Below are 22,973 nucleotides of genomic sequence, written 5' to 3'. Positions count from 1 at the left end.
ATTCTTAAAGCAACCTTTCTCAGTATGTCCACCTCATTTCAAGTTATGAGGTTTATTGTATACTAAAATTTATATTTGGGACATAATCACATGTGTTATATTAAGACATTATCATATATCAATCAGATAAAAAAGCAATAAGTTTAAAATTTATTGACATAAAATATATATAGCATTAAAATAAAGTAAACTATAAGTTTACTTTGTAACAATTAAGTGAAAGGAAGGATTGCATTGGGAACAGCTCAACGTAAGGAGAAAGAAAAAGAGATTAGAAGAAACGATATTATTGATGCTGCCGAAAAAGTGTTTTTTTCAAAAGGATTCGATGCCACTACAATGGATGATGTAGCAAGAGAGGCTGAATTCAGTAAAAGGACAATATATGTATATTTTAATAGTAAAGATCAAATATATTTTGAAATAATGGTAAGAGGATATAAGATACTAATTGAAATGATGGAAACTGAGATACAGTATACCAATGGTAAAAATGCATTAGATAAAATTAAACAAATGGGTAAAGTTCTTTATAAATTTAGCCAAGAGTACATGTATTACTTTATGACTATTATTGAGTATGAAAATGGGGAGTTAGATTTTGCAAATGGAATATCTGATAAATCAAGACAGGAATGTTATGCACTTGGTGAAAAAATATTTACTTACCTAACTTCAGCGCTTAAGAGTGGTGTTGAAGAGGGAAGCATTAGATATGAATTAGATATTGTAAATACAGCAATAATATTATGGTCATGTATTGTTGGTATTTTTACTACATTACATAGAAAAAGAAATTATATTATGAACTATCATAACAGAGAATCAAATGAACTATTATTAAATGCTTTCGATATGTTAATAAGATCCATAGAAAATGGAGGAATAGCTAAATGAATAGGAAGGTGAAAAAAATCATGATATATTTTCTTTCAGGTATTGTTTCCATAATACTCTTGTGCTTAATTGTTATATTTGTAGCAAGTGGTATTTTTTCAAAACAGGAATATTTAAAACCTTGGGATAAAGGATATTCACAAAAATTTGATGACCCAAGGTTAAAGTTAACTGCACATGGAATATTGGCTTCAAATAGTCATAATATGCAACCATGGAAAATTAAATTAGACAATAACAAAGATGTTTTCTATTTATTTGTAGATAGTGAACGGTTAACAAAAGAGGTGGACCCTTATGCAAGACAAATTATGATTACTCAAGGAACTTTTCTTGAAAATGTAAAAATAGCAGGAGAAAAGTTAGGATATAAAACTAAAATAGATTTATTTCCACATGGGGAATATGATGAGCAAAATCTTGTTGAGAGTATGAAGGAAAAGCCAGTAGCTAAAATAACTATTAGAAAAACTCAACCTAAAGAAAGTGTACTATATGATTACATTTTTTTACCAGATACTAATAGAGGACCGTATGAAAAAACAAAATTAAATGAAACTCAAGTAAAGAAGTTATTAGCTATAAATACTAAGTCAGATTTAGTGGTGAAGTTATTTCAAGATGAAGCTAATATAAATATTATGGGAAATTATGCTATAGAAGGAGCTAAAATTGAAGCGGGTATTCACAGAATCAATGAAGAGACTAAAAATATTTTTCGTTCTAATGAATATGAGAAAAATAAATACAGATATGGATATTCAGTTGAAGGACAGGGCACAAGTGGAATAATGAAACATATAATGCAAGGGATTATAACATTGGTTCCATCCATTAATAGTGAGAAGCAATCTGCTAATATGTTTATAAAATCTACTGAAAATGTAGTAGAAAATACTTCAGCTTATGTAATGATTATTTCTAACAATAATAATAGAGTACAACAAGTTAAAAGTGGTATGCTTTATAGTAGATTAATATTAGCAGCACATTCAGAAGGGATTGTTGTACAACCAGTTAGTCAAGTGTTAGAAGAATACAGTGAGATGGAAAAGCAATATAATAAAATCCATGAGCAATATGCTCCAAAAGGTAGTACTATACAGTTATTTATTAGAATTGGAAAACCAAAACAGAAATTTCCTCAAAGTATGAGAAGCGATGTTATGGAGCTAGTTAGACTTGATTAAAAGTAAAATGGGGTAAATGTTAATATTTTCTAAATCAAAGAGTGTAAGTAGGTTTGTTTTATATAAAGCTACTTACACTCTTTTATAAATAAAAAATACTGGTAAGAGTAAATTATGAAGGAAATTTTAAAAAAGTATTATATATAAGATTATGCCTCTAAAATAATGTATACTAAGAATAAAAAACATTATTAATTTTATATAAAAAATCACCATTAATCTTTGTAGAATTATGATGAATATAAATAAATATTGTTATATTTATAAAAATAAGAAGGAAAATTTGGTATTTTGTAGAATATGTTTTTGTTAAATATATATAATATTAAATATTTATAACAATGGAAAACAATCTAAGAAGAAAGCTATAACAGTATGTTATTCATTCAATGGTGAAAAATAACTAAGGTAAATATGTGAATATACATACGGAGGTGTTTTTATGTATGAGGTTGAAAAAATAATTGTATTTTTATTTGTTGCAATACTTCTTTTTTATATGATAAGATTATCATTTTTTACAAAAAGAGAATGGGGATTAGAAACACATACATTTAAGATTTTATTTATGGGAGTTTTATTAATTGCAATTGCTACATTTTTTGATATGATATTGCCTATAATTAACACTAAAATTGTACATGTATCCATAAAGATATGTTTTACATTAGGAGCAGTTGTTTACATAGTAGGTATAATATTATGGAGTAATTATACGAAAAAGGTCATTAAGAAGTTTGAAGAACTAGCTGTAAAGGATCCTATGACAGGTGTATTCAACAGAAAAGGAATGGAGAAAGTGTATAAAGTGTTTTTAAAAGAAAAGACTCCTTTTTATCTTGTTGTTTGTGATCTGGATAGGGTGAAGAAAATTAATGATGAATATGGCCATCTAGAAGGAGATAAGTACATTGTAGGAGCTTCCAAAATTATTTTAGATACAACAGGAGAAAAAGGATATGTAGGAAGAATCGGTGGAGATGAATTTGTTATAATTTTAGAATATCAAGATATACAAGAAGTTGAGCGAATTGTATTTGAAATAAAACAGTCAGTTTATGAAATTTTTCCTCGAAAAGACACAGGAATAAGTTTAGGGTATTCGTTATTTCCTAATGATGGAGATACTCTTCAAGATTTAATAAAAGTTGCAGATGAAAGAATGTATAATGATAAAGAACGTAGAAAAAATATTTTAATTAAAGAATGCCATAATGATGAATCAAGGGAAAAATGAGATAGTAATTTTATTATCTCATTTTTCCCTTGATTTATAGTGATTCTAGTTTTGTTTTTCTAACATAATATCAAGAATCATTTTATCAGTTTGTAGCATACCCGGATTGCTAATTAGTCCCATGTTTTTAATAGCTTCTTCTGCAGTGGCACCAGTGATACCATCTGTTTTAGAAATAACTACATTATTAATAGCAAGACAAGCACTCATTAGAGCGGCGCTAGCAGCAGAGGCTAATTTTAATGCACATCCAATTTTTCCGCCATCACATATAATGCCTGTTAGGTTAGCAGTCATATTTATTATAGAACCAGAAATCTGTTCATCATTTCCTCCTAATAACCAAGTCATAGCAGCAGAAGCTCCAGAAGCAGCTGACATACCACACCCACAGATAGGAGATAAACGACCTGTATGTTGCTTAATATATAAAGTTACCATATGAGAAAATGCAAGTGCTTTAGCCAATTCTTCTTCTGTATTACCATTTTCATTAGCTAATTCTACTACAGGGATTATGGCAGTAATACCATGATTACCACTACCAGCGCTACTCATGACAGCGTAAGGACATCCAGACATTCTTGATTCTGCGCAAGCTGCCGTTCTCATCATAATACGACTTTGAAGATTATTACCGAAAAATTGGTTTTGTGTAAGATTATTAAGTGTATCTCCAATTCCAATGCCAGTATGATTTGAAAGGCCGAAATCAGCAATACCTTCATTTGTTTTAGCACCTTCTAACATAAATAGAAGCTGACTAGGATCTATTGAATCAATAAGTGAGCGTAATTCAGCTATGGTAGTGGAGCAAAGTTTTTCATACAGAGAATTTTCTGTATTTTTGGAAACTTTTTTAGAAACAAGTACAGTATCATTTGCTTTTGTAAATACTATATTTGCATGACTGTTTCTGATTATAGATATACCAATTCCGTTAGTAGTAATAACTTCTGCTTGTACGTAGAGATCGGTCTCTTCTTCATTAATACTTATCTTTACTTTATTATTTTTCACTATTGTATCAGCAAAAGAATTAATTGAATCAGTAATATCTTCTAGTAATTCAAGTCTTTTTTCTGGATTACCAAGACATGCACCAAGTGCAGCAGCATAGTTTAATCCAACATGGCTACATCCTGGGATTCCCACAGACATACCATTTTTAAATATATTGGCATTTACTTCAACTTTAATAGAAACAATTTGTCCTAAAATTGCATGGTAAGCATCTGCAGTAGCTAATGCCACGCACACTGGTTCAGTACAACCAAGTGCTGGAACAACTTCTTGATTTAATAGTTCTAAAATATTTTCTTTTGTAATCATAATTTTCACCTTTCTCATTTTACATTTTTATATGCCGCAGTTATTGTAATAATTATTAAAGAAACTTTTTATATATTAAAAAATTAGGAGGCTTCTTTATAATCTATTTTATTAATGAAGCAAAAAATATACCAACTTATAAAAGACAAAATTACAAATATAAATTTTAATAATCCCATACAAATAAAGATTTAATAGGTTTAATTGGTTGATTTATCAGCCAATTAAACCTATTATTTTGAATAATAAGAAATATTTCACTTATAATGAAACATATAGTTTAAAATACAGAAAATATCAAGTTGGCTTGATTATTGCTGATAAAGTTTATATCAATAATGATTGTAGCAATTTACTAATAAGAGGAAGGTGATAAGAGATGAATTACAATTTTCATGAAAAGGTTTACGAAAAAAGGAGAGAAATTAGTGGATTAATGGAAAGTAGTTAATAGGCTGCAATAAAAACAGTAGAAAAAATTCAATTTTAAATGTTTATAAAAGAAAGGAATATAATATGGAAAATAAAAAAGTAAGTATATGGAAGAATTATAGATTCCCCATCATTTTGATTAGTTCAATTATATTGGGTAGTATTATAGGAATAGTTATGGGAAAAAAGGCAGTTATTTTAAAACCATTTGGTGACATATTTTTAAACCTTATGTTTACAGCCGTTGTACCATTGGTATTTGTCACAATCACCAGTGCAGTTGGTAATATGATAAACATGAAACGATTAGGAAAAATTTTAGGAAGTATGTTAATGGTATTTATAACAACAGGAGCTATTGCATCTGTTTTTATTATTGTAACAGTAAAAGTTTTCCCTCCTACAGCAGGAATAGGTTTCAAGTTGGAACCAGGAAAAGCTACTGAAGCGGTAAATTTAGGACAACAAATTGTAAAAACAATAACAGTTGATGATTTTACTGGATTATTATCAAAAGCTAATATGCTCCCATTGATTATTTTCTCTATTATTTTTGGAATTTGTGTAAGTTTAACTTCAGATGAAGATAACGTAGTGGCAAAGGGGTTAGATGCTCTTTCTAAGGTGTTGATGAAATTTATTAATATAATAATGTACTATGCACCAATTGGATTAGGAGCCTATTTTGCATCATTAATTGGAGAATTTGGACCGGAATTATTAGGATCATATGCAAAGGTAATAGCTGTCTACTATCCATTGTGTGTTGGTTACTTTATTGTAGCTTTTACAGCTTATTCATATTTTGCAGGAGGTAAGAATGGAGTGAAAATTTTCTTTAAAAATATTTTACCTCCAACAGCTACATCGCTTGCTACTCAGAGTTCTATTGCAACTCTTCCTGTAAACTTGGAAGCTACTTATAGAATGGGTGTGCCTAAGGACATAAGAGAAATTATATTGCCAATTGGTGCCACTATGCATATGGATGGAACTTGTCTTTCTTCTATATTAAAAATAGCCTTCTTGTTTGGAGTGTTTGGAAAGGATTTTTCAGGAACTGGTATATATTTAACCTCTATTTTAGTTGCAGTTTTAGGTGGGGTTGTTATGTCAGGTGTACCAGGGGGGGGATTAATTGGTGAAATGTTAATTGTTAACCTATTTGGCTTTCCACCAGAAGCGTTCCCTATTATCGCTACAATAGGTTTCTTAGTAGATCCACCAGCAACGATGATAAATGCAACAGGTGATGCAGTAACGTCTATGATGGTAACTAGAATCTTAGAAGGAAAAAATTGGTTGAAAAATAAAATTGTAGAGTAAATATTAAATACTAAAAGGTTTTCTTAATATAGTAGTGTAAGTAGAGTTGTGTAAAAACAAGGCTACTTACATTTTTTTGTGCAAATTTTAAATTTTTATAATTACAATAATTGAAAGTGTTTAAATATATTAGTGTTTTAATGAATTAATTTTTAAGAATATAATAATTGTTTCACTTTAGGAAATAGTATTATGTGAGAAAACATATATAAACTATATTAGGAGGAAGATTATAATGAAGATTAAAAAAATTATTTTAACACTTTTGATTTGTATATTAACAGTAAACATGAGCGCATTTGCAAAACCAGTTAAATCACCAATTTTTTTAGGGGAAATATTAGAGGTGCAAAAAGGTAATAAAGGAGAAAATAATAGATTATTAGTGGAAGGGTATATAAAGGAATGTGAAGTATATAAAGAAAAATTGGTTATAATTATTAACGAAGATACTAAGATAATGAAAGGATGCAAAGAAGAAGTAAATAATGTTGAGTTTAAAAAGGGGGATAAGGTTTTTGTTACATTAAATTCAGCTATGACAAAGTCTATTCCTCCTCAAACGGTTGCCAAGAAAATACAGGTTACTAAAAATAAATAGAATTAATATAGCAACATATTTTTTAGTAGAGTATATTATGTATAGTGATGAATTAAAGGATGTATTAGAAATTGTTTCAATATATAATTGATGAATAAGGCAAAGAAAGTGATAGTATTAAATCTGAGAAAAATAAAGATTGTGAAACTGAAGAGATTAAATTAAGCAATACTAATATAAATATAACGATTTTGAAAAATATAATTAATGTAAAACGGACAAAATCAAATATTAAAGATACTGGAGTAGAGGAGTAATTAATTTTAGATATATATTATAGAATAGTAGTATAAAAATAACAAATATTTTAATACAGAAAGCATAGGAATATTGAAAAGTATCTTATGCTTTTTATGTATTTTGAAAACAAGTATCTTGACACAATTGATCCTTTGAAGATAATGTTATTATAGAGTTTAAAATTACTAAAATATGCTAATGTGTTATATAGGAGGCAATTTTTTGTGTTAAGTAGTAAAAGTTTAAAGGACATAATAGATATTGATATGTTACAAAATATACAAGATAGGCTTGCTGAAATTACAGGGCTTGCTTATAATATAGTAGATTTTAAAGGAAATCCTATCAATAATTATTCTAATTTTTCTAAGTTTTGCAAAAAAATGAGAAGTACTACAGAAGGAATGAAAACATGTTGTGATGCAAATGCACATGCTGGTTTAGAGGCTGCTATAAGGCAAAAACCATATATTTTTAAATGTCCTGCAGGCTTAGTAGATGTTGCTACACCTATTATTGTTAATAATAACTACCTTGGAGCTGTGTTTTTTGGACAAGTTAGAACAAACAATGATAAACTTGTGCCAATAAAAGAATCAGGATATTACTCTAAAATATATAAAAAAAATCCAGAACTAGAAAAAGATTATCAGAATACTGTATATGTTGATTATTATAAAATAGAGGCTATATCTTCTTTAGTGGAGATTATAGTAAATCAATTAATCGAAAAATCTGTTTTAGATTTAATGCAGGAAGAATTGAATTTTAATAACATTAGATTTATGAAAGAAAGAGAAGAGAGAGTTAAATTAGAAAATCAACTAAAAACTTATGAATTGAAATTACTACAATCACAAGTAAATTATCATTTTATATTTAATATATTAAATACTATAGCAAGGCTAGCACTGATTGAAGATGCGCCTAAAACTCAAGAGGTTATTTATTCTTTGTCAGAATTATTTAGACATACTTTAAAAAATATAGAACAGAAAGTTGTTTTTAAAGAAGAATTAGAAAATGTTATAAGATATTTAGAGATTCAATCTATTAGGTTTGGCAAGAGAATAAATTATAATATTGATATAGATGAAAAGATAAATAAGATTAAGATACCATCAATGATTTTACAGTGTTTTGTAGAAAATTCTATAATACATGGATTGTGTCCTAAAAGAGAAGGGGGAACAATTAATATTAAAGGATATTTTTGTGAAAATAATGTTATTATTACAATTAAGGATGACGGAATAGGGATTTCAGAAGATAAATTATTTTTAATACTAAATAAAAAATATAAAAAACAATTTAATGGAATAGGCATATATAACGCAAATGAAATATTAGCTAGTTATTATGGTAATGAATATACAGCGAAAATAGAGAGTGAAGTCAATATAGGGACTACAGTAAAATTAAAAATTCCTTTAATTCAATAGAGAATATATTATTTAATAGACAATAAATATATACTTATGTAAATGGATGATTAAATATTAAGGTGAGTTTGTGTATGATTAAATTTATGAGGGAGGAGTTAATATGTGTAAAATAATACTTGCCGATGATGAACATTTAGAAATTGAGGCACTAAAAATAATTATAGATAAAAAGGTAAAAATGGCTAGTGTTGTTGGGGAAGCACATAATGGAGAGGAAGTTATTCAGATGAATGATGACTTAAACCCTGATATTATTGTTATGGATATTGTAATGCCTGGTATGAATGGACTTGAAGTAGCTGAGTTAATAAAGAAAAAAGATAAAAATAAGAAAATTATTTTAATAAGTGCTTATGATGATTTTGAACTTGTTCAAAAAGCTTTGAGAATAAAGGTTGATGATTATTTATTAAAACCTATAAGGCCAGAAAAAATAGTAAAAGTTTTAAAGAGTCTTATGAACATTGATAATAAAAACTTATTTTATACAGATGAATTAAAGTGTGCTTTAAATTATATAGAAAACAATTTCAGAGATAATATAATGCTAAAAGATGTGGCTAATTATATGAAGTTTAGTACTACTTATTTAAGTAAACGTTTTAAAAAAGATATGGGAACTAATTTTAATAAATACTTAACTCAAAAAAGGATAGAAGAGGCTAAGAAAATGTTAGAAAGCACAAACATTAGTATAAATGATATAGCGTTTGATGTGGGTTATAATGAACCTAATTATTTTTGTAAAGTATTTAAAAAGTTAGAAGGTGTAACACCTTCAGAATACAGATGTAGAAGAAGAAAAACCTCTCTTATATAAATAATATATTTTAAATTTCTAATTAGATGGTTTTTCTAAATAACATAAAAGTATAGTTAAGAATAAAAAAATGTCATAGAAACGAAAAAATGGATAGGTTTTAAATTTTATTTGAGCAAAAAAATGCAGAAAGTAGATAAATAAATATTAAAGAAATTAATAGCTTGATTGTATTATATATATAAATACCATCAAGCTATTTTCAATGTACAGAATAGTTTAAATTATTTGAAAACGTTTAAATAATAGTATTAGTATTACTAAAGAAAGTTTTAAAAAATGTAAAAAACAATATTCTTTTAAAAGAAGCTTTATACAAAAATATATTAAGAAATTAGGGGGATAAAAGATGAATATCTTAGAAAAAGGATTTAGTAAACCAACACAGAGAGTAGAAAAGTTAAAAGAACAGATACTGTCAGCAGTTCCTTGTATTGAGGTAGATAGGGCTATATTGATAACTGAATCATTTAAAGAAACAGAAGATCAACCTATTATTATTCGTAAAGCTAAAGCACTTGAAAAGATTTTAAGTGAAATACCTATAATAATTAGAGATGGAGAACTTATAGTAGGCAGTTTAACAAAAAATCCTAGATCATCACAGGTTTTCCCTGAATTTTCAAATCAATGGTTAGTAGACGAATTTGATAAGCTTGATAAGAGAACATCTGACTCATTTCAAATTTCAGAAGAAACAAAATCACAACTTAAAGAGATATTTAAATATTGGGAAGGAAAAACTGTAAGTGAATTAGCTACATCTTATATGTCAGAGGAAACTACTAATGCAATGGAATCAAAGATCTTTACAGTAGCAAACTATCATTTTAATGGGTTAGGACATATTTCTGTAGATTATAAGAAAGTATTAGAAAAAGGTTTTAAGGGGATTATTGATGAAGTTGAAGAAGCTATTAATAATGCAGATAAAAATGATCCTCAATATGTGAAAAAGAGAAAGTTTTGGGATGCGGTAATTATCACTTGCAGAGCAGCAATAAATTATGCTAAGAGATATGCACAATTAGCTAGAGAATTAGCTGAAAGTACATCAGATATTACAAGAAAAAATGAGCTTTTGAATATTAGCAGAATATGTGCTAATGTTCCAGAAAATCCTGCAAATACGTTTTATGAAGCATGTCAGTCTTTCTGGTTTGTACAAGCAATTATAAGTTTAGAATCTAATGGGCATGCAATATCTCCAGCGCGTTTTGATCAATATATGTATCCATATTTTAAAAAAGATATAGATTCTAATAACGTAACTGAACAAGCTATTGAAGAAATACTTCATTGTTTGTGGGTAAAATTTAATGATATTACTAAAGTGCGTGATGAAACTACAACTAAAGCTTTTAGTGGGTATTCAATGTTCCAAAATTTAATCGTAGGAGGACAAACGCCTGAAGGAAAAGATGCTACTAATGAATTATCTTATATGTGCCTTGATGCTACAGGAAGTTTAAAATTACCACAGCCTTCACTTTCAGTTAGGATATGGAGTAAAACTCCAGAAGAATTTTTAATAAGAACTTGTGAATTAACACGTTTGGGAACAGGTCTGCCAGCTTATTATAATGATGAAGTTATTATTCCTACATTAATTAATCAAGGATTAACATTAGAAGATGCTAGGGATTATGCTATTGTAGGATGTGTTGAACCTCAAAAGCCAGGAAAAACAGATGGATGGTATGATGCAGCATTTTTTAATTTAGCAAAAGTTTTAGAGTTAAGTATAAATAATGGGAAGATTGATGGAAAACAAGTTGGACCTAAAACTGGTGAGGTTACGTCTTTTACTAATATAGATGAATTAATAGGGGCGTATAAAAAACAAACAGAGTATTTTGTAACACATATGGTTGCTGCGGATAATTGTGTTGATATTGCACATTCAGAAAGAGCGCCTCTTCCATTTTTATCATGTATGCTTGATGATTGCATTAGTAAAGGAAAATCAATACAAGAAGGAGGAGGGCATTATCGTTTTTCAGGACCTTTAGGAGTTGGAATTGCAAATGTAGGAGATTCGTTTATGGCTATTAAAAAGCTTGTATTTGATGAGAATAAGCTTACTTTAGACAAGTTAAAGGAAGCTATTGACACAAACTTTGGTGAATCTGAAACTGATACATTAAAGAAAAGAGTATTGGAACAGGTTCAACAAATGCTTCTTCATAGGTCTCCTAAATTTGGCAATGACATAGATGAGGTTGATGAATTTACTCGTGAAGGAGCACTTATTTATTGCAAAGAAGTAGAAAAACATACAAACCAACGAGGAGGAAAATTTATACCAGGATTATATCCTGTTTCTAACAATGTACATTTAGGAAGTTTAGTAGGAGCAACTCCAGATGGAAGAAAAGCATTTGAACCATTAGCAGACGGGGTATCTCCTACTAGAGGAGCTGATATTAAGGGACCAACCGCTGCAGCGAATTCTGTAGCAAAATTGGAGCATTTTATTGCACCAAGTGGAACATTATTTAATCAAAAATTTAATCCGAATTCTTTACAGGGAGGTAATGGATTGAAAAATTTAGGATCATTAATACGTAGTTATTTTGATCAAAAAGGTATGCATATACAATTTAATGTAGTTGATAAAAATATTCTTATAGATGCGCAAAAACATCCAGAAAAATATAGGGATTTAATAGTACGTGTTGCAGGGTATAGTGCTCAATTTGTTTGTTTGGATAAAGGAATTCAAGACGATATTATTAAAAGAACGGAACAAAATTTTTAAAAATATATTTTAAATTGGATTTAAGGCTTGAGTATTTTTCAAGCCTTAAAATTTAATTAATTTTAAAAGGGGAAGATAAGGCTATGCTAAAAAATGAAGTTAATTATGAAGAAAAAGGGATAGTTTTTAACATACAAAGATTTTCTGTAAATGATGGACCGGGTTTGAGAACTATAGTGTTTTTAAAAGGCTGCCCTTTATCTTGTCGTTGGTGTAGTAATCCAGAATCGCAAAATAAGCATAGACAAGTAATGTTTAATATTAAGAACTGTATTGATTGTCACCAATGTGAAGAAGTCTGCAAAATGGGAGCTATTGATTTTAAGTTTAATTATAGAATAGATAGGAATAAATGTGTCAATTGTGGTGAATGTATAGAAAATTGTTACTCAGGAGCTCTTACTATGTCTGGGGAAGAAATGACAGTGCAACAGGTTATAGATGAGTTAAAAAAAGAATCAATACAGTTTAGGCGTTCAAAAGGAGGGGTTACTCTTTCTGGAGGAGAACCATTAATGCAATCTAAATTCACTTTGGAATTATTAAAGGCTTGTAAAAGTATGGGATGGCATACTACTATAGAAACTACAGCTTATTGTAGTGAAAAAGTGATAAAAGATATATTACCTTGGGTTGATTTAGTACTTTTAGATATTAAAACATTGGATACAAATAAGCATTTTGAATATATTGGAGTAAATAATGAGATTATATTAGAAAATGCAAAAAAAATTATACAATTCGGTATAGAAACTATTATTAGAGTTCCTGTCATCCCAGAATTTAATGCAGATAAGAAAAGTATAGAAGACATAGCTAAATTTGCTAAGGGTTTAAATAAAGTAAATGAGGTACATCTCTTACCATATCATAAATATGGAGTAAATAAGTATGAATGTATAGGAAAAGAGTATGGTATGAGAAAAAAAATTAATACTCCAAGTAATGATGTAATGGTTAAATTTAAAACTATAGTAGAAGATTTGGGAATATGTTGTAACATTGGAGCACATTAGGTTGAAATGGATAAAAAATAGAAAGACTCTTTTAATAAAATATTAATAGTGAAAAACTTAGCCCATATATATGATTAATTGACAATTAAATTATCATAGGGTAGCATATGATTATAGAGGTATAATAAGTAATAAAATTGCAAGATAAGAAGGGGGAAAAGTAATGAAATCAAAAAAAATCATGGCAATAACTTTAGCGGCAGGAATATTTATTGGAGGAGTTGGAGTTTCACCAATTAAAGCTTTTGCAGCAACAGAAAATAAGGTGCAAGCTAAAGTAAGTACACAAAAAGAACTTCAAAGTAAGGTGTACAAGCTATTAAATAAAATTAAAGTTAATCCTAATGAAAAAGACATTAAAGAGGCTAGAAGAGTAATAGAAGATATAGACAATCATTCATATAGAGCAACATGTTCTTATCTTTTAAATTTATATATTAATAACAATATAGATAAAAATGTATCTTCTATAGACGAATTAGTTAATGCATATAAAATGAATAAAAAAATTACTTCATGTGAAGTTGAACAAAATTTAGGAATAAAATTAGATGGAAAAAATTTATCAAAAGAAGAGGAAAAAAATTTAGCGCAAATACTTTCAATAATAAACTCATTAAATGTAAAAACAGATATCAAAACAGTATCAAGGGACGAAAATAAAAAGGCTGTTGCAGAGGGAAATGTTAAAGTTAGTGTCAATGGAGTTACTATGGATATGAAAGTTTGGTCAGATGTAGATACAACTGGAAGTAATCCAAAAATAAAATCTATAATAGAAATTCCAGAAGCACTAAAAGTAATTATGCCAGCAGAGTATAAAGATAAAAAATATTTTGTTTATGATATTAGCAAAATACTTTCAAATTCACAAACAGTAGAAGCTACTAAGATGATAGATTTTCAAAAATTAATAAATTCAGCTAATAATTTTGGTGTTAGTTTCAATGAAAGCTTTGCAAACTTTATAAAAATAGCAGATGCAAAATATGATATTGTTTCAAAGGGTGATGCATCTAAATTAGGTAATAATTCAGTTAAAGCTTATAAGATTGATTTGAATAATGAAAAATTAATAAATGTAATAAAATATGCTCTAAAAGACAAAAAAATGACTGGATTAGTAAAGGATTATATAAATGATATAATGGCTCTTGATCCTAATTATAGTGGAACTAAAGTTACAGATGAACAATTATCAGCAGCTTTAAATCAAACTATAATGATATTAGATAAGATGAAAGATGCAGTTCAAATAGATATAAGTATTGATGTTGGTGTAGATAAGAGTGGATATGTTTCATACAATAAAGGCAATGTAAAGTTCACAGTTAATGTAGGCGAAATATCAAAGATGTCTGGAGATATAAAAGCTAAAAAAGACGTAGTAAATACAAATTCAATTTATACACTATTATTTAATTTTGATTCAAATATAAGTAAAATAAATGAAGATATAAAAACTAATCCTATGCCAGAAGTAAATGAAAAAAATTCTATAGACTATATGGAATTTGTAATGAATATGGCAAAACAAAATTCAAATAAATAAAAATAAATAGTAAGATCCTAATAGGTTGTTTTATTACAATTATATTAGGATCTTATTTGTTATGGGGAAATATGTTGCGAGATAGATACAAATTTAATACAAGTTTGAAACAAGTTATATGTAAACTTAAATGTAAATGAGAACATTGATGTATAAATGCAAATTAAAGTAGTAGTTATATTTTATTTAATATTTATAATTTTGGTTAGAGTAAGTAATTGTTTTTTTATATACTATAGAAATCTTATAAAAACTCGATAAAAATATATATACTTAAATTATGGTAATTTTAAAACTAATAAAGTCCAAATTTTTCTGATATAATATTATTTGGAAAATTATAATAAACTTGTGGAGTAAAGGAGGAACATATGAGGAAGTTAAAAAATACTATGCTTTTATTGTTTACATTAAGCATATGTATACTATTCACTAATATTGAAGCTTTTGCTAAAGTTTCATCTACTCAAATACAGTCTTTCAATATAACGCCAGTATCGAAGACTTCGGATTATGTAGTAGGGAAGCAATATAAGGTTACAGCAAAAGCCACAAGTACAAATAATCCAGAATATAGATTTTGGGTGGGAAATTTAAAAACAGGGAAGTGGAAAATCCTAAAAGATTATAGTACAAGTAATACTATAACATGGACACCTGCACAAGCGGGGAGATTCGAAGTTTCTGTTCATGTAAGAGATAAAAAAAGCAAAGTAGCATATGAAGCTGTAAAATTTCAGGATATGGATGTTTTATCATCTGCTTCAAAACCTGGGACAAGCATAAAAACTACTATACAAAATTTATCTATAGAAGATTTAAATGGAAATTATAAGTACATAGTAGGAAATAAATGCAAAATAAATGCAAATGCCGTAAGTACTAATGGACCTGAATATAAATTTTGGGTATCCGATTTAAAAAAAGGAGATAGAAAACTTCTTAGAGATTATAGTGAAAATAGTAGTATAACATGGACGCCTACAAGTAAGGGCAAGTTTGAAATAGTTGTATATGTAAGGGATAAGAGAAGTAAATTAGATTATGAATGTATAAATTATAAAGATATAGAAGTTGTTTCTACTGAAGAAGGTACAACAAAACCTACTGTAAAAACGGCTGTAAAAAACTTTTCTGTAGAAGCTTTAAATGGAAAAGCTAAATATACAGTGGGAAATAAACATAAAGTAACAGCTAATGCGGTAAGTGTTAATAGTCCTCAGTATAGATTTTGGTTAGGAGATTTAAAAACAGGAAAATGGAAAATACTTAAGGATTATAGTTCAACTAACACTATAACATGGACACCTACACAAAAAGGGAGATTTGAGGTATCTGTGCATGTAAGAGATAGTAAAAGCAAAGCTGCTTATGAAGCTGTGAAATTTGAGGATATAGATATTATATCTACTTCACAAGGAAATACAGATGATAATACTAAACCAGGTAAAGATACAGATATTAAGTCGCCTATAAAAACAACTGTAAAAAAATTTTCTATAGATAACTTAGATGGAGATCCAAAATATATAGTAGCAAATAGATATAAAGTAACAGCTGATGCTTTAAGTACTAATAATCCTCAATATAGATTTTGGGTAGGAAATTTAGATACAGGAAAGTGGCAAATTCTTAAGGATTATAGTGCAACTAATACTATAACATGGGTACCAACATCAAAAGGAAGATTTGAAGTATCTGTACATGTAAGAGATAGTAAAAGTAAAGCGGCTTATGAAGCTGTAAAATTTGAAGATATATTTGTGGATTCTGGTGCACATACACAGTCAAGAAAACAATCTCAATTACAAACGAATCTAGTTAATTATTTACTAGCTAGTAAAAGTAATAGGGATTCGGTTATGAAGAGAGCAATAGAACTTCATGATGGGGACGAGAGTAATACTTGTGTATATTTTACAAGTGAGGCATTAAGAAGAGCTGGATTGAAAAATTTACCTACATATGTATGTAATACTCGTCAACTTAGTACAAAATTAACTAGCTATGGATGGGCGAAATGTACGGATTACACTAAACTTTTACCAGGAGATTTATGTTTCAGTATAAATGGGGGCACAGGATATCCTACACATGTTTATACTTTTGTAAGCTGGGTAAAAGAAGGCGATTATGTATGGGCTAACATAGTTGATAATCAACGTTCAAGATTTAATGGTGAACCTCTTCATAAAAGAACAATTATCCGTAGCACAGAATTGTTTGATAAATTTCAGTATTTTATGTACAAGCCACGTTAAAATTTTTAGATGAATGCATAGGGCAAGATTCATTTAAAATATAGATTAATATATAGAGACTAGTAAAAGGAATTGATAAAAATTCTACTTTTGCTAGTCTTTTGATTTTTATAGGAACAGAATTAATTATTGTTTTAGTTAAAACATTATACTAAGAGCACTAAATAAGATTTTAAAACGACTAAAATTAACCTATTTTAAAATGAAAATATAAAATAGTACTTGTATCTTTCTATAAAAAATAGTATATTATTAATAATAGATATTAACAAATAATAAATATTAAAAATAATAGTAAATGAGTAAAGGGTGAGAATGTATGAAATATTTATTTTTAGAATATCCTAAATGTAGTACTTGTAAAAAAGCTAAGAAGTGGCTAGAAGAAAATAATATTATATTTGAAGATAGACATATTGTTGAGAAAAATCCGACAAAGAAGGAGCTAACTGAATGGATTGAAAAAAGCGGACTTCCAGTAAGTAAGTTTTTCAATACAAGTGGAGTTTTATATAGAGAAATGAATTTAAAAGAGAGAGTTAAAACGGCAGAAAAAGATCAGTTAATTGATATATTGTCAACTAATGGAATGTTAGTTAAACGTCCATTAGTTATAATGGATAAATTTGTTTTAGTTGGTTTTAAAGAAGATGAGTGGAGGAATAAGTTATTAGAAGATAAAAAATATAAGAAAAATATTGAAGGAGGAATAATAATGGATAATATAGAAATCGTATTAAATGCTTTAAAAAATTCAAAAGAACCAATGAAATCAGGTGAAATAGCTGAAGCAACTGGAATTGATAAGAAAGAGGTAGATAAGGCTATCAAAAAATTAAAATCAGAAGAAAAAATTAGTTCTCCTAAGAGATGTTACTATTCAATAAATGAGTAATTTTTATTAATTAAGATACTGGAGATGTAATTTTAAAATAGTGTGTTTAATGAGTTGAACAATATTTTGATGAACTAAAATAAATTAAGTAATTAACTTAATCTATATTTAAAAGGTGGATTATTTATAGTTTATATTGCTGTATATATCCACCTTTTTTATTTAATTAATTATTTTTAGTTTAATTAGATTCAATATTAACTAAAGATTTTTTAGGTAGTGATACGATAAAACCAACTAATGCACCAATTACTGCAGGTACAAGCCAACCAAGACCTTTTGAGTAAAGTGGCAAATAATTAAATAAACTTATTAATGAATCCAGTTTTAAACCAAACTCTTTGAGAGAATCTACAATGCTTACAAAAGATACAAACAGTAGACTCCATCTATAAACACTAGAACTACCTCCAAAAAAGTCATTGGCTAGAGAGAGTACTATAAGGGTAAGAGCAACTGGATATATAGCAGTTAAAACTGGTACAGATATTGAAAGAATTTTAGTTAATCCCATATTTGCAAAAACCATACTAGAAGAACATAATATTTTAACCCAAGTTTTATATGAAACTTTAGGTATTAATCTTGTAAAGTATTGACTACATGATGTTATAAGACCAACAGATGTAGTTAAACAAGCTAGTGAAAATATTATTCCTAATAATACAGCACCAGGTTTACCAAATAAGTAGAGTACTATATTAGTTAGTATTTCTGCTCCGTTTTGAGTATTAGGAAATCTTACTTGGCTAGAAGCACCTAAATATGCCAACATACCATATATAATTGTCAAAAATAAACCTGCTATTAATCCAGCTTTTATAGAGTTAGATGTTATAGATTTTTCATCTTGTATACCTTTTGCTTTAAGAGCTATTGAAATTACAATTCCAAAGTTTAGCGCTGCTATAGCATCCATTGTCATATATCCATCTAAGAATCCTTTAAAAGCAGGAAATTCTACATAATTTCCCTGTGCTTGAGCAAAAGAGCCTATAGGTTTAAACAAACTACATATGAAAATAGTTGATATAAGGGTTAATAATATTGGAGTTAAAATTTTACCAAAACGATCTACTAACTTTGATGGTGTTAAACAAAGCCAAAATGCTATTAAAAAATAACATAGTGTATATATAAAAAGAGCTAAGTTACTTGAACTAATGGAAGATGGTAAAAATGGAGCTACTCCCATTTCAAAAGCCAAACTTCCTGCACGAGGTATGCCTAGAAAAGGTCCAATTGCTAAATATATTATAATTGTAAATATAATTGCAAAGTATACATGTACACGGCTGGCTAAAGCATGAAGTCCACCAGCTTTTGATATAGTTACAATAGCTAATATAGGAAATCCCACTGCAGATATAAGAAATCCTCCCAAAGCAATCCAAGTAGAATTACCGGCTAGTTTACCTAAAAATGGTGGGAATATTAAATTTCCTGCCCCAAAGAATAAGGAAAAAGTCATTAAACTTATAAACATTAAATCTTTTTTTGATAAATTTTTCATTTTTATGCCCCCTAAAATTTTAAATGTTTTGTCAATAAAGGATAATATCTATCTCAGAATCCACATTAATCACATCCTTACTAGTTATGATAGGGTATGTCAAGAAGTTGTTATTTTAACATGATCTAGAATTTTAATTATTGATTATGTCAAAGTTAACAATTTAAAACATATCCAAATATTAATTGAAAAATTTTAAAATAAAAAAAGCACGTCCCCGAAAAGGGACGAGCTATACTCGCGTTACCACCCTAATTCAATAAAATCTAAACAAATACAAAGGAGATTTTATTGCACTTATTCTACGTACAACATGATACGCGTTCCTTTTAACGGTGGACATCCGGTAAGGCTTACTAATGAAAGCTTCGGTCTTACTTCTCTGAGATGATTTTCAGTTATACTCTGAACATTGGCTTTCAGCATAATGCCAACTCTCTGTAGAACAGTTTTTATAACTTACTTGTTCTCGTCATAGAATTTAATTTTTAATTTAAATATTTTATATCATAATATATATAATATGTCAAATGTTTTTTATTTATGGAAATTTCGTATTTTAAGTAAAATTTATAAATAATTATCAATAATATTTTCAGCTAGTTTTTTATACATGTTAGATTTATTGATAAGCATAAGAACTGTGAGAAGTATTTTATAATAATCACTATTTTGGTTTAAATTAGAAACTTCATTAAGTATTAAATCAAGTTTTTCTCCTATTTGATTATTAAAATTATCACTTTCAATATTTTTAATATTTAAGAATATTTCATATAATTTATCTAATTCTAATCCTTCTTCATCTATATTAAAGTTTTCTACTATTTGACTTAACAAGGTTTTTATATCAGTAATTGCTAAACTTTGTTTTAAATTGTAAATTAATATCATCATTATTATGTGATTTCTTGAATATTTTTTATTTTTAGCAGGCATTAATATTTTATCTTTTGTATAGTTATTTATCATAGTTTTCGTTAAAATTTTATCATCTTCATTACGCTTACTTCCATTTAAACCGGTCTCGAATAAAGTTATAACTTGGTCCATATATAAATCTAATTTTGGAATATCAATAAGTTCAATCTCTTCTTTTAAATTTAAATTATTTATGGTATTAAGTATGTCTTCTTTATAATTACTCATATTTACAGCTCCTTTCTTAAAAAATAACTGGTCTGCCGCTTGATATAAACATAGTGAAATGTAGTTATTAAAACTATGTCATGTAATATATATCTATAATTTTAATGGTATAGCAAAATAAATTCAAGGAGTTTATAAAAAAGTTATATAATTTTTACATTTTAACTAAAAATTAATTGAATTTTTGTGAAAATACTATATAATATAAGTATGATATGAAGTAGTTTTAAAAACTAGGTATAGTTATATTAATATATTTTAAAAGATTACACATAATAGAGTTAAACAATTCTACGAAATTTAAAATTACTTTGTTAAAAGGAAACAGTAAGGAGGAATAAAAATGACTAAGAACAAAATTTTTAGAGAGCCTATTAATGGATTTACTCATTTATTTGGGGCAATAGTTTCTTTAGTAGGGCTAATAGTTCTTATAATAAAAGCATTGATTTCATACCCTTCAAGTAATTTAAAGATAACTTCTGTTATTATATTTGGCGTAAGTCTTATATTTTTATACACAGCTAGTTCAGTGTATCATTTAGTAAATTCTACGGACAAGGTAATTAAGTTGTTAAGAAGACTGGATCATTCAATGATATTTATACTTATTGCAGGTACTTATACACCAATATGTTTAGTTGTGTTGCAAGGTAAATTACGTTGGAGTATATTTATAGCTGTATGGTTAATGGCATTAGCTGGAGTATTATTTAAAATGATATGGTTTAATATGCCTAGATGGTTGTCTACAATGTTTTATATATTGATGGGATGGTTTGTAGTTTTATTTATAAATCCTGTTTCACAAAGTATTAGTATGGCAGGAGTAGTGTGGCTTGTTTTAGGAGGTGTTTTTTATACTTTAGGAGGTATAATGTATGCATTGAAATGGCCCGATTTAAATTTGAAGTTTATGGGATTTCATGAAATATTTCATATATTCATACTTTTAGGAAGTTTTAGTCATTATATGTGTATATTTAAGTATGTAATATAATAATATTACGACTTAATGGATAACGGCAGAGAAATAGGTTTTCTAAATATATGTAGTTATTCATTAAATCTTCAGTATGCAAAGAAGCACTAAAAGGGTAGCCTTCTAAAAATGCTACCCTCCCTATGGGACGTCCATGACGCAGTTCGGCTTCAGGAGTCCATTATTTTATAGCAACTATCTTTTAATCTTAAGTTAAGAGATGCCTCCCATAAGCTATCGCTTTTAAGAGCTTACCAGCTCTTTTGTTTAAGTCAAAAACAAAGCTCATAATGAAAAATTAAATTTTCATTATGAGCTTATTCTTTTATTTAATTCAAAGATTTTCTGACACTAGGAGGGAAATCCTACTTTACTATTCACTATTCTCTAAAATAATGTTGCTATGCAACATTATTCTATAGTGTATAGTTAACAAAGGATGAGTATTAAATTAAAATAAATTTGTATATTACTTTTTTTATGATAAAATAAAGCTATGTTTTGGTAAAAGGAGATGAAATTCAATGGGAGCTAAGAAATTTTTAAAAGAATGGATATTGCCTATAGGAGCAGCCATAATATTAGCTGTTTTAATAAATCAATTTTTATTTTTTCAAGTATCTGTTCCAACTAAGTCCATGTATCCTACTATCAAGCCCAAAGATAGGATTATTGTTACAAGGATTTATGACAAAAAATCACTAAAAACAGGAGACATTATAGTTTTTCGTTCAGATGAATTGAATGAAACTTTGATAAAAAGGCTTATAGGACTTCCAGGTGATGAAGTTAAGATAGATGAAGAAGGTTTAGTGTATGTTAATGGGAAAAAAATAGATCAACCTTATGTTGTATATAATGGTGGGATGAGTGGAACTTTTAAGGTTCCAGAAGGAAAATATTTTTTTATGGGAGATAATAGAGCTAACTCATGGGATAGTAGGTATTGGAATGAGCATTATATAGAAGGAAGTAAGATAAAAGGTAAAGCGCGTTTTATAATTTTCCCATTTAATAGATTCGGTAATTTTAAAATAGAAGAATAATGTTATATAAAATTGAAAAGACTTGTGAAAATAAACAAGTCTTTTCTTTATGAAGTATTAAATACCATTTTGTACATTATTAGTAAAAAGATATAAAAAAATATTAAAAAATACTTGAAAAATAATAAAAACTAATATAATATAATAAATAAGAAAACTAAATAGTCTCAGGCAGAGAATAGAGAGCCGTTTTTAAATATTAGGAATCAACCTTATTAGGATTTTATTTCTAAAAATCTAGGTGGGGTTTAATTCGAATTTAAAAAGGGTTTATTTTT

16 protein-coding genes, 1 pseudogene and 1 other annotated feature are annotated in these 22,973 nt (G+C 27.8%); of the genes and pseudogenes, 14 read left to right on the top strand and 3 right to left on the bottom strand.

All coding sequences use genetic code 11. The annotated features are described in order from the left end of the window. Positions 1–234: 234 nt before the first annotated feature. From OW729_RS16285 to OW729_RS16275, 3 genes are all read left to right on the top strand, one after another. Positions 235–897: a TetR/AcrR family transcriptional regulator gene (locus OW729_RS16285; RefSeq protein WP_268062613.1), complete on the top strand. Its 663-nt coding sequence runs from the start codon at positions 235–237 to the stop codon at positions 895–897. Next, complete coding sequence (locus OW729_RS16280) at positions 894–2,087, top strand: Acg family FMN-binding oxidoreductase (protein ID WP_268062612.1); 1,194 nt, start codon at positions 894–896, stop codon at positions 2,085–2,087. Before OW729_RS16285 ends, OW729_RS16280 begins: the two co-directional genes overlap by 4 nt. Before the next feature lie 442 nt (positions 2,088–2,529). Further along, positions 2,530–3,324 carry a GGDEF domain-containing protein gene (locus OW729_RS16275; RefSeq protein ID WP_268062611.1) on the top strand — a complete coding sequence of 265 codons (795 nt, stop codon included), beginning with the start codon at positions 2,530–2,532 and terminating at the stop codon, positions 3,322–3,324. Between the two features lie 45 nt (positions 3,325–3,369). Here the strand turns inward: OW729_RS16275 and OW729_RS16270 are convergent, their stop codons facing one another. Then, on the bottom strand, positions 3,370–4,656 hold the full coding sequence (locus tag OW729_RS16270; protein ID WP_268062610.1) for an L-cysteine desulfidase family protein: 1,287 nt from the start codon (positions 4,654–4,656) through the stop codon (positions 3,370–3,372). A gap of 516 nt (positions 4,657–5,172) precedes the next feature. Between OW729_RS16270 and OW729_RS16265 the strand changes: the two genes are divergently transcribed. The 9 genes and pseudogenes from OW729_RS16265 to OW729_RS16225 all read left to right on the top strand — a co-directional run. Continuing rightward, positions 5,173–6,414, top strand: a complete 1,242-nt coding sequence (locus OW729_RS16265; protein WP_268062609.1) for a dicarboxylate/amino acid:cation symporter — start codon at positions 5,173–5,175, stop codon at positions 6,412–6,414. A 235-nt stretch (positions 6,415–6,649) separates the two neighbouring features. Continuing rightward, the gene (locus OW729_RS16260) at positions 6,650–7,015 is read left to right on the top strand and encodes a DUF3221 domain-containing protein (protein WP_268062608.1); all 366 of its coding nucleotides are present in this window, start codon (positions 6,650–6,652) and stop codon (positions 7,013–7,015) included. Positions 7,016–7,479: 464 nt separating this feature from the next. Next, positions 7,480–8,697 carry a sensor histidine kinase gene (locus OW729_RS16255; protein ID WP_268062607.1) on the top strand — a complete coding sequence of 406 codons (1,218 nt, stop codon included), beginning with the start codon at positions 7,480–7,482 and terminating at the stop codon, positions 8,695–8,697. 103 nt (positions 8,698–8,800) lie between these two features. Next, positions 8,801–9,520, top strand: a complete 720-nt coding sequence (locus OW729_RS16250) for a response regulator transcription factor (RefSeq protein ID WP_268062606.1) — start codon at positions 8,801–8,803, stop codon at positions 9,518–9,520. A gap of 349 nt (positions 9,521–9,869) precedes the next feature. Beyond that, a complete protein-coding gene (locus tag OW729_RS16245) occupies positions 9,870–12,281 on the top strand; it encodes a glycyl radical protein (protein ID WP_268062605.1) in 2,412 nt (803 codons plus the stop codon). A gap of 83 nt (positions 12,282–12,364) precedes the next feature. Beyond that, positions 12,365–13,297: a glycyl-radical enzyme activating protein gene (locus OW729_RS16240; RefSeq protein ID WP_268062604.1), complete on the top strand. Its 933-nt coding sequence runs from the start codon at positions 12,365–12,367 to the stop codon at positions 13,295–13,297. A gap of 163 nt (positions 13,298–13,460) precedes the next feature. Beyond that, on the top strand, positions 13,461–14,849 hold the full coding sequence (locus tag OW729_RS16235) for a peptidoglycan-binding protein (protein WP_268062603.1): 1,389 nt from the start codon (positions 13,461–13,463) through the stop codon (positions 14,847–14,849). Positions 14,850–15,220: 371 nt separating this feature from the next. Continuing rightward, positions 15,221–17,110, top strand: a complete 1,890-nt coding sequence (locus OW729_RS16230; protein ID WP_268062602.1) for a triple tyrosine motif-containing protein — start codon at positions 15,221–15,223, stop codon at positions 17,108–17,110. 319 nt (positions 17,111–17,429) lie between these two features. Next, positions 17,430–17,780: pseudogene (locus OW729_RS16225) on the top strand (arsenate reductase family protein); the annotation flags it as partial. A 406-nt stretch (positions 17,781–18,186) separates the two neighbouring features. On the opposite strand, the gene brnQ reads toward OW729_RS16225, so the two are convergent. Together brnQ and OW729_RS16215 are read right to left on the bottom strand one after the other, a co-directional pair. Next, complete coding sequence (gene brnQ, locus OW729_RS16220; RefSeq protein WP_268062601.1) at positions 18,187–19,518, bottom strand: branched-chain amino acid transport system II carrier protein; 1,332 nt, start codon at positions 19,516–19,518, stop codon at positions 18,187–18,189. 220 nt (positions 19,519–19,738) lie between these two features. Beyond that, positions 19,739–20,003, bottom strand: a binding site (T-box leader). An 85-nt stretch (positions 20,004–20,088) separates the two neighbouring features. Beyond that, complete coding sequence (locus tag OW729_RS16215; protein WP_268062600.1) at positions 20,089–20,667, bottom strand: DUF1836 domain-containing protein; 579 nt, start codon at positions 20,665–20,667, stop codon at positions 20,089–20,091. Between the two features lie 343 nt (positions 20,668–21,010). Here OW729_RS16215 and trhA point away from each other — a divergent pair, with 343 nt between their 5' ends. Continuing rightward, positions 21,011–21,667, top strand: a complete 657-nt coding sequence (trhA, locus tag OW729_RS16210) for a PAQR family membrane homeostasis protein TrhA (protein WP_268062599.1) — start codon at positions 21,011–21,013, stop codon at positions 21,665–21,667. Between the two features lie 506 nt (positions 21,668–22,173). Then, complete coding sequence (gene lepB / locus OW729_RS16205; protein ID WP_268062598.1) at positions 22,174–22,695, top strand: signal peptidase I; 522 nt, start codon at positions 22,174–22,176, stop codon at positions 22,693–22,695. Positions 22,696–22,973 lie beyond the last annotated feature (278 nt).

This window comes from Clostridium brassicae (genome assembly GCF_026738875.1).
In the GTDB taxonomy this organism is placed as follows: domain Bacteria; phylum Bacillota; class Clostridia; order Clostridiales; family Clostridiaceae; genus Clostridium_H; species Clostridium_H brassicae.
The sequence above is the reverse complement of the archived record's forward strand: the minus strand, read 5'-3'. Positions and strand labels throughout refer to the sequence as shown.